The sequence below is a fragment of the Pseudomonas sp. NPDC089422 genome (assembly GCF_044749405.1).
GTDB lineage: Bacteria > Pseudomonadota > Gammaproteobacteria > Pseudomonadales > Pseudomonadaceae > Aquipseudomonas.
In genome coordinates this window covers 59,909-72,094 of sequence record NZ_JBIVHW010000015.1, presented here as the reverse complement: position 1 = coordinate 72,094, position 12,186 = coordinate 59,909, and the positions used below count along the sequence as shown (strand labels likewise).

The 12,186-nt window shown below is 65.2% G+C and carries 10 protein-coding genes; 8 read left to right on the top strand and 2 right to left on the bottom strand.

The features are described from left to right. Nucleotides 1-40: 40 nt before the first annotated feature. The 7 genes from ACIPZ8_RS24360 to ACIPZ8_RS24330 all read left to right on the top strand — a co-directional run bounded on the left by ACIPZ8_RS24360 (nt 41) and on the right by ACIPZ8_RS24330 (nt 7,333). Nucleotides 41-1,483, top strand: a complete 1,443-nt coding sequence (locus ACIPZ8_RS24360; RefSeq protein WP_400728663.1) for an aldehyde dehydrogenase family protein — start codon at nt 41-43, stop codon at nt 1,481-1,483. Between the two features lie 13 nt (nt 1,484-1,496). Beyond that, the gene (locus ACIPZ8_RS24355; RefSeq protein WP_400728660.1) at nt 1,497-2,483 is read left to right on the top strand and encodes a dipeptidase; all 987 of its coding nucleotides are present in this window, start codon (nt 1,497-1,499) and stop codon (nt 2,481-2,483) included. A 55-nt stretch (nt 2,484-2,538) separates the two neighbouring features. Continuing rightward, nucleotides 2,539-4,089, top strand: coding sequence for a BCCT family transporter (locus tag ACIPZ8_RS24350; RefSeq protein ID WP_400728657.1), 1,551 nt, complete (start codon nt 2,539-2,541; stop codon nt 4,087-4,089). 26 nt (nt 4,090-4,115) lie between these two features. Then, nucleotides 4,116-5,825 (top strand): hypothetical protein, encoded by a 1,710-nt coding sequence (locus ACIPZ8_RS24345; protein ID WP_400728654.1) that lies wholly within the window; start codon nt 4,116-4,118, stop codon nt 5,823-5,825. A gap of 2 nt (nt 5,826-5,827) precedes the next feature. Beyond that, on the top strand, nt 5,828-6,523 hold the full coding sequence (locus ACIPZ8_RS24340; protein WP_400728651.1) for a DUF3726 domain-containing protein: 696 nt from the start codon (nt 5,828-5,830) through the stop codon (nt 6,521-6,523). A gap of 26 nt (nt 6,524-6,549) precedes the next feature. Further along, the gene (locus tag ACIPZ8_RS24335; protein ID WP_400728648.1) at nt 6,550-6,894 is read left to right on the top strand and encodes a RidA family protein; all 345 of its coding nucleotides are present in this window, start codon (nt 6,550-6,552) and stop codon (nt 6,892-6,894) included. A gap of 154 nt (nt 6,895-7,048) precedes the next feature. Further along, on the top strand, nt 7,049-7,333 hold the full coding sequence (locus tag ACIPZ8_RS24330) for a hypothetical protein (RefSeq protein WP_400728645.1): 285 nt from the start codon (nt 7,049-7,051) through the stop codon (nt 7,331-7,333). A 43-nt stretch (nt 7,334-7,376) separates the two neighbouring features. Here ACIPZ8_RS24330 and ACIPZ8_RS24325 read toward each other — a convergent pair whose 3' ends face one another. Then, a complete protein-coding gene (locus tag ACIPZ8_RS24325) occupies nt 7,377-7,634 on the bottom strand; it encodes a hypothetical protein (RefSeq protein WP_400728642.1) in 258 nt (85 codons plus the stop codon). 99 nt (nt 7,635-7,733) lie between these two features. Beyond that, nucleotides 7,734-9,635 carry a potassium transporter Kup gene (locus ACIPZ8_RS24320; RefSeq protein WP_400728640.1) on the bottom strand — a complete coding sequence of 634 codons (1,902 nt, stop codon included), beginning with the start codon at nt 9,633-9,635 and terminating at the stop codon, nt 7,734-7,736. Between the two features lie 462 nt (nt 9,636-10,097). Here ACIPZ8_RS24320 and ACIPZ8_RS24315 point away from each other — a divergent pair, with 462 nt between their 5' ends. Next, the gene (locus ACIPZ8_RS24315) at nt 10,098-11,951 is read left to right on the top strand and encodes an ABC transporter ATP-binding protein (protein ID WP_400728637.1); all 1,854 of its coding nucleotides are present in this window, start codon (nt 10,098-10,100) and stop codon (nt 11,949-11,951) included. Nucleotides 11,952-12,186: the final 235 nt, after the last annotated feature.

The window sequence follows — 12,186 nt, the reverse complement described above, 5'->3', positions numbered from 1 at the left end:
GCTCGCAAGATGGACGCCAGGCAAACAGAGGCTTTCATCCATGTCACTCAACACCTACAAGAACTACATCGATGGCCAGTGGTGCGAAGGCCACGCCACCCTGGGCAACCACAGCCCCTCGGACACCCGCGACCTGATCGGCGAATACCACCAGGCCAGCGCCGAACAAGCCCGCCAGGCGATCCAGGCCGCCCGCGCCGCCCAGCCGAAGTGGGCCGCCAGCGGCCTGGAGGCCCGTCAGCAGGTGCTGATGGCCATCGGTGACGAGCTGATTGCACGCAAGCAGGAGCTCGGTGAACTGCTCTCCCGTGAAGAAGGCAAACCGCTGGCCGAAGGCATCGGCGAAGTCGCCCGCAGTGGCCAGTTCTTCCATTACTACGCCGCCGAAGTGCTGCGCCAGATGGGCGAGACCGCCGCGTCGGTGCGCCCCGGCATCGACATCGAAGTGCATCGCGAACCGGTGGGTGTGGTCGGCATCATCACCCCGTGGAATTTCCCCATGGCCACCGCCGCCTGGAAGATCGCCCCCGCGCTGGCCTTCGGCAACGCCGTGGTGTTCAAGCCGGCCAACCTGGTGCCGGCCAGCGCTTGGGCGCTGACCGAAATCATCAGCCGCCAGGGCTTGCCCAATGGCACCTTCAACCTGGTCATGGGCAGCGGCGCCAGCGTCGGCGAAACCCTGGTGCAGTCGGCCGAGATCGACGCCCTGACCTTTACCGGCTCGTTGCAGACCGGGCGCCGCGTCGCAGTCGCCACGGCGGGCAACCTGGTGCGCTGCCAGCTGGAAATGGGCAGCAAGAACGCCCTGGTGGTGATGGACGATGCCGACCTCGACCTGGCGGTGGAATGCGCCCTCAACGGCGCCTTCTTCGGCACCGGGCAGAAGTGCACGGCCTCTTCACGGCTGATCGTCTGCGAAGGCATCCACGACCGCTTCGTCGAGGCCCTGCGCCTGCGCATGCGCCAGCTCAAGGTCGGCCATGCCCTGCAGGCCGGCGTGCAAATCGGCCCGGTGGCCGATGCGCGCCAGCTGGAACAGAACCTGGCGTACCTGCAGCTGGCACAGGACGAAGGCGCCACCCTGATCGAAGGTGGCGAACGCCTGCAGCTGGAAAGCGACGGCTACTACATGCGCCCGGCGCTGTTCATCGACAGCCGCAACGACATGCGCATCAACCGCGAGGAAGTGTTCGGCCCGATCGCCTGCGTGATCCGCGTACGTGACTTCGACGAGGCGCTGGCCACGCTCAACGACACCGAATACGGCCTGACCGCCGGCATCATCACCCAGTCGCTGCGCCACGCCAGCGCCTTCAAACGCGGCGCCCAGACCGGCTGCGTGATGGTCAACCTGCCCACCGCCGGCACCGACTACCACGTACCGTTCGGTGGGCGCAAAGCTTCGAGCTTCGGCCCCCGCGAACAGGGCCAGTACGCCCGCGACTTCTACACCGTGGTCAAGACCACCTACCTGCGGCCCTGAAGGAATACGCGCCATGCACGACCTCTTGATGATCGACGGCCTGCAGTACTCCAACTGGAGCCCGGAAATATTCCAGCAGATGCAGGCCGGTGGCCTGAGCGCGGTGCACGCCACCATCGCCTACCACGAGAACGCCCGCGAGACCTTGTCGCGCCTGGGTGAGTGGAACCGCCGCTTCGAAACCTGGCCCGAGCTGATCCGCCCGGTGCGCTCGGCCAGCGACATTCGCCTGGCCCACGAGGAAGGCCGGGTGGGGATCTTCTTCGGCTTCCAGAACTGCTCGCCGATCGAGGACGACATTGCCCTGGTGGAGGTGTTCCGCCAGCTCGGGGTGTTCGTCATGCAGCTCACCTACAACAACCAGAGCCTGCTGGCCAGCGGTTGCTACGAGCGCGAGGACAACGGCATCAGCCGTTTCGGCCGCCAGGTGATTGCCGAAATGAACCGGGTCGGCATGCTCATCGACATGTCCCACAGTGCCGAACGCAGCACCCTGGAAGCCATCGAGCTGTCGAGCCGGCCAGTGATCATCTCCCATGCCAACCCGGCGAGCTTCCACGCCGCCAAGCGCAACAAGTCCGACGCCGTGCTGCGTGGTATTGCCGAGTCCGGCGGGCTGCTGGGCTTCAGCACCTACCCGTTCCACCTCAAGGGCGCCTCGGACTGCAGCCTGGAAAGCTTCTGCGACATGGTCGCGCGCACCGCCGACCTGATGGGCGTCGAGCATATCGGCATCGGCACCGACCTGTGCCAGGCACAACCGCTGGCGGTGCTCGAATGGATGCGCAATGGCCGCTGGAGCAAGGACAAGGACTACGGCGAAGGCTCCAAGGACAACGCCAACTGGCCGGCACCGTTGCAGTGGTTCCGCGACAGCCGCGACTTCGGCAACATCGCCCAGGGCCTGCGCGCCCGCGGCTTTGCCGAGGCCGACGTGGCCAGCATCATGGGGCTGAACTGGTTGCGCCTGCTGGAGACCGCCACCACGGCGCAGGCCTGAGCCCCTTGCACGGACAGCATCAACAATAACAACAATCGCAGGTTCCGGAGGCTTCATGAAAAACCCAACCACCCTGCAGGCTGAAGGCCAGGCCATGGGCCTGCCGCTGACGCGGGACATCGACTGGCCGCTGTTCCTGATCAGCGGCGGCTTCCTCGGCGCCTTCCTGCTGGCGGCGCTGATCGACATCGACACGGTGTCGGCGCTGGTCAACACCCTGTTCGCCTGGTCGACCAAGGCCTTTGGCCTGTACTGGCAGGTGCTGATGCTGGCGACCTTCGCGGTCAGCCTGGCCATCGGCTTCTCCCGCTGCGGGCGGGTGCGCCTGGGCGGCGTGACCCAGCGCCCGGACATCAGCACCTTCAACTGGATCGCGGTGATCATGTGCGCCCTGCTGGCAGGCGGCGGCGCCTTCTGGGCGGCGGCCGAACCGCTGATGCACTTTGCCAGCCCGCCGCCCCTGTTCGCCGGCCTGCAACCGCACAGCGAGGCCGCCGCCACCGCGGCACTGGCGCAATCCTTCGTGCACTGGGGCTTCCTCGCCTGGGCGGTGCTGGGCAGCCTGCTGGCCATCGTGCTGATGCACCTGCACTACGACAAGGGCCTGCCGCTGGCACCGCGCACCCTGCTCTACCCACTGTTTGGCGAGCGTGCGCTGAAGGGCCCGATCGGCACCCTGGCCGACGCCACCTCGATCATCGCCGTGGTCGCCGGCACCATCGGCCCGATCGGCTTCCTCGGCCTGCAGATCAGCAGCGCAATGCATGCGGTGTGGGGCCTGCCCAACGACATCGTCACCCAGTCGCTGACCATCGTGCTGGTCACGGCGATGTACACCGTGTCCTGCCTGGTGGGGCTCAAGGGCATCCGCTTCGTCAGCGAGATCAACGTCTGGCTGATGATCGGCCTGGCGCTGTTCATGGTGGTGTTCGGCCCGACGCTGTTCATCCTCGGCGGCTTCCCGGCGGCGTTCGCCCTGCATGTGGAGCACTTCATCCCGATGACGCTGTTTCGCGCCGACCCCAAGTGGCTGGACTGGTGGACGGTGTTCTACTGGGGCTGGTTCATCGGCTACGCGCCCATGGTAGCGCTGTACGTCGCGCGGATCTCGCGGGGCCGCACCATTCGCGAGATCATCATGACGCTGTCGATCATCGCGCCGCTGGTGACCATGTTCTGGTTCACCGTGGTCGGCGGCACCGGCATCGGCCTGGAGCTGCAGACACCGGGCATCGTCACCGCCCATGGCGCACAGCCCGAGGATTTGCTGCTGGGGGTGACGCAGAACCTGCCGCTGGGCGGCCTGATCAGTGCGCTGTTCCTGTTCCTGAGCTTCATCTCGGTGGCGACCAATGGCGATGCCATGGCCTTCACCGTGGCGCTGGCGATGTCCAGCAACGATAAACCGAAGAAATGGCTGTGTGGTTTCTGGGCCATCGGCATGGGCCTGGCGGCGGTGGTGCTGATCACCATCGGCGCGGGCGGCGTGACGGCCCTGCAGTCCTTCATTGTCATCACCGCGGTGCCGGTGTCGCTGGTGATCCTGCCAGCGCTGTGGGATGCCGTACGCATCGCCCGGCACATGGCCCGCGAACAAGGCGTCTGAACATGATCCATCCAGGTATGACAACAATGCCCAACAGACTACCTGCATCACTGGCGTTGCGCCCTGCCGCCCAGGTCATGGACCTGGCCCGGCTGGGCAGCCACTTCCAGAGCCCGCTGAGCTTCGTGCGCAGCAGCATGCGGCGGATGATGAACCAGCGCTGGCAGATCCAGCGCAGCCGCTTCGACCTCGATGCACAAGGTTTCGGCACCGCCATATACCGCATCGACACGCCGAACGGGCATTACCACTGCGTGATCTTCTCGGCCTACCTGCCGCCGGAAAAACGCAGCGACCGGGTGATTGCCGACCAGTGGGACGTTGCCTTCGTGCTGGTCGCAGGCGACGTCGACGCGGCGCAACTGGCCGACCTGCAGCGCAACGTGCCACTGCAGGAAGCTGGCCGCTTCGATGCCCGCGTATTGGTGCTGTCCCGGGCCAACCGCAGCCTGCGCAACTTCGACCGCTTCCTGGCGGCGCTGGCCGAAGGGCAGCAACCCGACCCCTGCCAACTGGCCGAAGTCGGCTACCTCTACCGCACCACTGCGGTGTACGGCAACGGCAAGTTCGGCATCGCCGACTTTGGCTGCCTGCAGGACAACCCGGACTTCAACCAGCCGTTCAGCGCGCAGATGTTCACGGTCTACCTGCTGCGCCATTTCAGCATCGAACAGATCGAACACATGGCCCGTGCCCTCGATCCGCAACGGGCCGTGCCGCTGGCCCCCGCCCTGCAACGCTACCTGGGGGTTGGCAACGCGACCGGGCTGGGCATGGCGCCCTTCCTGATCAACCACCCGCAACTGGTGGAACGCTGGCTCAGCACGCGCGAAACCGCGCTGGCCCTGGCCTTGGCGCAACCGGCCGAGCCCACCCGACTGGCGCGTATGCAAGGCTTGCTGACGCGGGCCCGCCTGCACCTCGGGCAGACCCAGACCGAAGACCTGCGCCAGGACCAACAGAACCGGCAAACCCTGGGCGAGCTTGCGGCGCTGGCCGACTGGCTCGCTGACCAGCCTGCGAGCGATGACCTCTGGCCGCGGCTGCTGGCCTGGAGCGAGGCGCACGCCGGGCTGGGCTGCCAGGAACTGCTGGTGAGCCTGCTGCTGGAGTTGTACCCCGAGCAGGTCACGCCGCTGGCCGAGCGGATGGGCGCCGACGAAGGCTGGCAACTGGACGCGCAGATGCCCCTGCGGCAGTTGCGCGAGCTCATCGAGCAGCAGTATGCGTGGGCCCTGGCCTACGACTTCACTGCCGTGGAGGCCGAGCATTTCTTCTGGTACCGCTCGGCCGAGAAAGAGGAACCCCGCCTGGGCACGCGCGCCGAGGAACCGGGCGCGGAAAAGGAAATGCAACTGGGCATCGCCCGCAACATCCAGCGCTGCCACGCCGCCGTGCTCGAGCACCTGCAGGCTCACCCTCAGGCCCTGACCGCGCATCTGCTCATCGCGGTGCCCACCCTCAAGGGCACGGTGCGTCGCCTGCAAGGCATGGCGCAGAGCAACTACGGCGAAATCCGCACCAACCTGCTGGACCGCGACATGCTGCCGATCCACCTGCTGCGCTGCAAGCTGGCGTTCTTCGGTGCGGGCAAGTTCGACCCCAAGTCGAGCCGCTGGGTGCGCATCACACTGTTCCAGGGCGCGCCGCTGGTGAGCGACATCGGGCTCAATGACATCGGCCAGCCGTTCGCAGACGACTGGAACTTCGCGGTCATGCCGCAAGGAGAGCTGTGACCATGCGTGTATCGCTCAACGAAATCCAGGTGATGTGCCGCAAGGCCTTCGAAGGCATGGGCTTTGCGCCTGGCGACTGCGAGGACGCGGCCGAACTGGTGGGCTGGCTGCACTTGCAAGGGCTGGACGGCATCGGCGCGCTGGCACAGGCGCTGGACTACCTGCAGGGTGAAGCCAGCCAGCCATTCACCCTGAGCTACGAGGACATGACCTTGCTGGTGATCGACGCCCACGGCCAGAGCGTGCTGCGCTGCGCGGCGACGGCGGTGGCGCTGGTGCAGGACAAGGCCATGCACCGTGGCCAGGCGCTGCTACAGATCCATCACTGCCACAACCGCTTGTTGCTGCTGGGCTACCTGAGCAAGGCAGCCGAGTGCGGGCTGCACGTGCAGGCCCGCTGGGAAGATGCGCGCCAGCGTCACCTGGCCGACTTTACTGCCGGCGAGCAACGCCCTGTGCTGCGCAGTGAAGCCCAGCCCGCCACCGTCGAGGCGTTCGAGCAAGGCGTCACGGTGCTGTTCACCCGGCCTGCCGGTGCCCTCCCTGTCGCGGGTGCCACACCGCACACCGCGAACCAGGGTTTCACCGTCAATGAAGGCACCTGGCAGCGGCTCAAGCAGCTGGCCGATCACATCCTCGTCGAAAGCACCGAAGCCTCGCGCCGCCTTGGCGCCGGCGGCGGCAGCGATGCCGACTGATTCCCGCATACCCAGGACCGCATTCAATGAAACAGGCAATCAAGACCGACCTTTACGCCTCCAAGGCACCGCTGGAGTGGGCCGTCGTCGGCAACGGCACGCTCTATACCGCGCAGATCCCCATCGATGCCCAGGGCCAGGTGGTCGCGGGCGGCATCGAGGCGCAGACCCGCCAGACCCTGGACAACCTGCGCCACACCCTGGAGGCCGCTGGCAGTTCGCTGGATGCCGTGACCCAGGTGCTGATCTACGTCACCGATCGCAGCTACCTGGCCACGGTCAACCGCCTGTACGGCGACTACTTCCAGCCCCCCTACCCCAACCGCGCGGCGGTGGTGGTGGAGCTGGTGGTGTACGCCTGCCTCTCGTAAAGCACTGATCGACAGGCTTTCGCCCGCTAATGGTTGGGCCGGTGGTGGTTAAAGCCCCTCGTCCGAATGGCTGAAAGTTTTTGCAGAGCAACGCAACCTTCGCCAGTCACACGTGAACACAGAACGTTCTGTGTCTGACTTGAGGTAAGCGATCATGGCTAACAATCAAGACAAAGATAGAAACCAAGGTGGCAGCAACCAGGCCCATGCCGGCGATGCTGGCCAAAAGGGCGGCCAGGGCGGCATGGCGGGTACGCAAAAAGGCGGCCAGCAATCCGGACAGAAACCGGACGACAAGATGGACAAGGATTGGCAGCAGTCCAGGGACACCGGCCGCCAGGGTGGTCATGCTGGCGGTAGTCAGACGGACAAGGACACCGGGCGCATGGGTGGCCAACCCGGCCAGTCTGGTACCCAGCACAAAGACAAGGATCGTTGATCGCTGAAGGTTTGCATCAGGGCGGCCTGCCCGCCCTGGTGTTTCATGTTTCGGCCGCAAACCACCCGGTATTCCCTTCAATGGCATGTTCATCAGCCGCTTCGCACAGGCCATTACGGCAGGCACAGGCGTAATCCGCTTCTGCCCGGGTAGAAAAGTTCAGCACCAGCCTGAGCTTGTCGATCGTGTCATAGAGGTCGTAGCCGTTGCCCAATGCTTTGGGGAAGCCTGCAAGCCGGGGCAGGCACTCTTTCTCCTGAGGTAGAGCGGGAACCACAACGAAGCGCGTCTGCATGACCATCCCTCTTCTTGGCAGCTCTTTAGTATTAGTCGCATTATGTGAAAGCATCAAGGCGACTCATACTGGATTTTCGCTCCCGGGTGGCGCAGCGCACGGCCCTCACATCTCGACCTGGGTACCGAGCTCGATCACTCGGTTCAACGGCAGCTTGAAGTACTTGAGGTTGCTGTTGGCATTCTTCAGCAGGAACGCGAACAGGTGTTCACGCCAGCGCGCCATGCCCTGCTGCTTGCCGGCGATGACCGTTTCGCGGCTGAGGAAGTAAGTGGTGCGCATGGGGCCGAACTCCAGGCCTGCCTGCTGGCAGCGGCTCAGCGCCAAGGGCACGTCGGGCTCCTCCATGAAGCCGAAGTGCAGGCACACACGGAAGAAACCATCGCCAAAGGCCTCGACCTCGCAGCGCCGGGCGGCACTGACCCGCGGCTCGTCCTCGAACACCACGGTCAGCAACACCACCTGTTCATGCAGCACCTGGTTGTGCAACAGGTTGTGCAGCAGCGCATGGGGCACCGCCTCTGGCCTCGCAGAGAGGAACACGGCGGTACCACCCACCCGGTGCGGCGGCTGGGCCTGCAGGCTGGCGATGAACAGCTCCAGCGGCAACGAGCTCTCGTCCAGCCGCTCGACGATGATCGTGCGACCGCGCTTCCAGGTGGTCATCAGCACGAACAGCGCCACCCCGGCAATCACCGGGAACGCCCCGCCCTGGAAGATCTTCGGCGCATTGGCGGCGAAATACAGGCTGTCCACCAGCAGGAACGCCAGCAACATCGGCACCGCCAGCCAGCGCGGTGCTTTCCACAGCAACAGCACCACCGCCGACGCCAGCAACGTGGTGATCAGCATGGTGCCGGTCACGGCCACACCATAGGCCGCCGCCAGTGCCCCGGACGACTCGAAGCCCACCACCAGCAGCACCACGCCGACCATCAGCGCCCAGTTCACCATGCCGATGTAGACCTGCCCCTGCTCCTCGCTGGAGGTGTGCTGGATGAACATGCGCGGCACATAACCCAGCTGGATGGCCTGGCGGGTCAGGGAAAACGCGCCGGAAATCACCGCCTGGGAGGCGATGATCGTGGCCAGGGTGGCCAGCCCGACCATGGGCAGCAGAGCCCAATCGGGCGCCAGCAGGTAGAACGGGTTGCGCACCGCATCCGGGTTGCCGAGGATCAACGCGCCCTGGCCGAAGTAGTTCAGTACCAGCCCAGGCAGCACCAGCAGGAACCAGGCCCGGGCGATGGGCTTGCGGCCGAAGTGCCCCATGTCGGCATACAGCGCTTCTGCGCCGGTCAGCGCCAGCACCACTGCGCCGAGAATGGCCACGCCCATGCCTGGGTGCAGCACGAAGAACTTCACCGCCCAGGCCGGGTTGAGCGCCTGCAGCACCTCCGGGCGTTGCACGATACCGTGGATACCCAGCGCGCCGAGCACGACGAACCACAGCACCATGATCGGCCCGAACAGAATGCCGATGCGTGCGGTGCCGTGCTTCTGGATCAGGAACAGCGCCACCAGCAGCAGCACCGCCAGCGGCACGACCCAGTGCTCGATGCCGTCGAAGGCCAGCTGCAGGCCCTCCACCGCCGACAACACCGACACCGCCGGGGTGATCATGCTGTCACCGTAGAACAGCGCGGCGCCAAACAATCCCAGCAGCACCAGCACCTTGCTCAAGCGCCTGTAGGGCGCCGCGGCGCGGTGCGCCAGTGCGGTCAGGGCCATGATGCCGCCCTCGCCCTGGTTGTCGGCGCGCAGGATGAACAGCACGTACTTGAGCGACACCACCCACAGCAACGACCAGAACACCAGCGACAGCACGCCGAGCACACCGGCGCTATTGGCCTGGACGCCGTAGTGACCGGCGAACACTTCCTTGAGGGTGTACAGCGGGCTGGTGCCGATATCGCCGTAGACCACGCCGACGGCGGCGACGAGCAGGCCGAAGGTGCTGGATTTGCTGGGTTGAGATGAGTTTGCTGCGACGGCGGACTGGCTCACGAAGGGCTTCTCTGGACTGGCGTTTGGATATGCATGCCATCCCTGAGCATCGCGCGCTCAGTATCCCTGCAGGCCGACGATTCAGTCGTAAAAAGTGCGTAAAAAAGAGGGGCATGTGGTTTCGGGGTGTTCGCCTAGGGAGGTTCTGCGCCAGTGAGATCGAGCGCCGCCCGCGCGGCGCATCGCAGGCAAGCCTGCTCCTACATCTGTTTCAGGCCAGTAAAGCCTGTGCCATCAGCGCGCGTACCCTTGGTGCGTGACTTGATATCGCGTCGAACAAACAAGGGGCCGCGCGCCAATAACTTAGGAGTAACTGGCCCGAAACAAATGTAGGAGCAGGCTTGCCTGCGATGCGCCGCGCGGGCGGCGCTCGGTCTCAAAGGCGCTGCAAATCTCTCGGCAGGCACTTGGTGGCCTTGGTGCTGTATGGTTGTTGCTACTGAATCCCCCCCGGAGACCCTCATGTTCCGTGCCTTTGAACGCTGGCTCGACCCCTTCCCGCCCGACGAGGTGCCGCCGCCTCCGGTCGGCCTGCTGCGTTTCCTGTGGGCCTGCACCCGCGGTGCCCGCGGCTATATCCTGGCGCTGGCGCTGTTCAGTGCCGGGGTGTCGGTCTACGAGGCCTGGCTGTTTTCCTTCCTCGGCCAGGTCGTGGACCTGCTCTCCAACTGGCAGGCCGGCGGTGGCGTGAGCCCGGAGGAAAGCCGAGTGCTGTGGGGCGTCGGCCTGCTGCTGATCGCCAGCATCGTGCTGGTGGCCCTGCGCACGCTGATGCAGCACCAGGTGCTGGCGATCAACCTGCCACTGCGCCTGCGCTGGGATTTCCACCGGCTGATGCTGCGCCAGAGCCTGTCGTTCTTCTCCGACGAGTTTTCCGGCCGGGTCACCACCAAGGTGATGCAGACCGCGCTGGCCGTGCGTGAAGTGCTGTTCACGGTAATCGAGATCGTGCCGGGCATCGGTGTGTACTTCATCGCCATCATCGCCCTGGCCGGTGGTTTTGCCGCCAAGCTGATGCTGCCGTTCATTGCCTGGCTGGTGCTGTTCGGCCTGGCCATGCTGTATTTCGTGCCGCGCCTGGGCAAGGTCGGCCAGGAACAGGCCCATGCGCGCTCGTCGATGACCGGGCGGGTGTCCGATGCCTACACCAACATCACCACCGTGAAGCTGTTTTCCCACTCTAAGCGCGAGGCGCACTTCGCCCGGGCGGCAATGGAAGACTTCAAGCAGACCGGGTTCCGCCAGATGCGTCTGGTCAGCCAGTTCGAGATCGTCAACCAGGCGCTGGTGGTCGGGCTGATTTTCGGCGCCGGCGGCTATGCCCTGTGGCTGTGGCACCAGGGCCAGGTCGGTACCGGTGCGGTGGCCGCGATCACGGCCATGGCCCTGCGCATCAACGGTATGTCGCACTGGATCATGTGGCAGATGACCTCGCTGTTCGAGAACATCGGCACCGTGCAGGACGGCATGGCCACCCTCACCCACGGGCCCAAGGTGCAGGATGTGCCGAATGCCGCCGTGCTGGAAACCCGCGGCGGCGCGGTAACCTTCGACAACGTGCGCTTCAACTACAACGGTGAACGCCAGGTGCTTGATGGCCTGAGCCTGAGCATCCGCCCTGGCGAAAAGGTCGGCCTGGTGGGCCGTTCCGGTGCGGGCAAGTCGACGCTGATCAACCTGCTGCTGCGCTTCTATGACGTGCAAGGCGGCGAAATCCGCATCGACGGGCAGAACATCGCCCGCGTCACCCAGGACAGCCTGCGCAGCGCCATCGGCATGGTCACCCAGGACACCTCGCTGTTGCACCGCTCGATTCGCGACAACATCGCCTACGGCCGCCCCGAAGCGAGCGAGGCACAGATCCAGCGCGCCGCCGCCAACGCCCAGGCCGATGGTTTCATCCGCCAGCTCAGCGACCGCGACGGCAACAGCGGTTACGACACGCTGGTCGGCGAGCGCGGCATCAAGCTCTCTGGCGGCCAGCGGCAACGCATCGCCATCGCCCGGGTGATGCTCAAGAACGCCCCGATCCTGCTGCTGGACGAGGCCACCAGCGCCCTGGACTCGGAAGTCGAGGTCGCCATCCAGGAAAGCCTCGACGAGATGATGCAGGGCAAGACCGTGATCGCCATCGCCCACCGGTTGTCCACCATCGCCGCCATGGACCGGCTGATCGTCATGGATGACGGGCGCATCATCGAGCAAGGTACTCACAGTGAGTTACTGGCGAAGAACGGTACCTATGCGCGGCTGTGGCTGCACCAGAGCGGCGGGTTCCTGGGTGAGGATCAGGGGGTGGCCGAGGCGCTCGAATAGCCACGAACTGTCAGAACCACTGCCTTGCTCCGTATCGGAAGGCTGGCGCAATCCTTGTGGAAGATCACACAGCCATTTGGACTGCGGTGTCGCGCAGAGAGACGACCTCCCAAGCGCTGCACATACCCTGAGCGAGCAGGATCCCTGGCGGATCACTCACAGCGTATTGGCAGCGCCCCTGGATACGCTGTGATACAAACCGGCGCGTCCTATCGATAGCGCTGATGATCACTAT

What these genes read in the sequence shown, in the direction of transcription:
- ACIPZ8_RS24315 (WP_400728637.1), top strand. Translation starts at nt 10,098, where the DNA reads ATGTTCCGTGCCTTTGAACGCTGGCTCGACCCCTTCCCGCCCGACGAG.
- ACIPZ8_RS24325 (WP_400728642.1), bottom strand. Translation starts at nt 7,634, where the DNA reads ATGGTCATGCAGACGCGCTTCGTTGTGGTTCCCGCTCTACCTCAGGAG.
- ACIPZ8_RS24345 (WP_400728654.1), top strand. Translation starts at nt 4,116, where the DNA reads ATGCCCAACAGACTACCTGCATCACTGGCGTTGCGCCCTGCCGCCCAG.
- ACIPZ8_RS24355 (WP_400728660.1), top strand. Translation starts at nt 1,497, where the DNA reads ATGCACGACCTCTTGATGATCGACGGCCTGCAGTACTCCAACTGGAGC.
- ACIPZ8_RS24350 (WP_400728657.1), top strand. Translation starts at nt 2,539, where the DNA reads ATGAAAAACCCAACCACCCTGCAGGCTGAAGGCCAGGCCATGGGCCTG.
- ACIPZ8_RS24330 (WP_400728645.1), top strand. Translation starts at nt 7,049, where the DNA reads ATGGCTAACAATCAAGACAAAGATAGAAACCAAGGTGGCAGCAACCAG.
- ACIPZ8_RS24360 (WP_400728663.1), top strand. Translation starts at nt 41, where the DNA reads ATGTCACTCAACACCTACAAGAACTACATCGATGGCCAGTGGTGCGAA.
- ACIPZ8_RS24340 (WP_400728651.1), top strand. Translation starts at nt 5,828, where the DNA reads ATGCGTGTATCGCTCAACGAAATCCAGGTGATGTGCCGCAAGGCCTTC.
- ACIPZ8_RS24335 (WP_400728648.1), top strand. Translation starts at nt 6,550, where the DNA reads ATGAAACAGGCAATCAAGACCGACCTTTACGCCTCCAAGGCACCGCTG.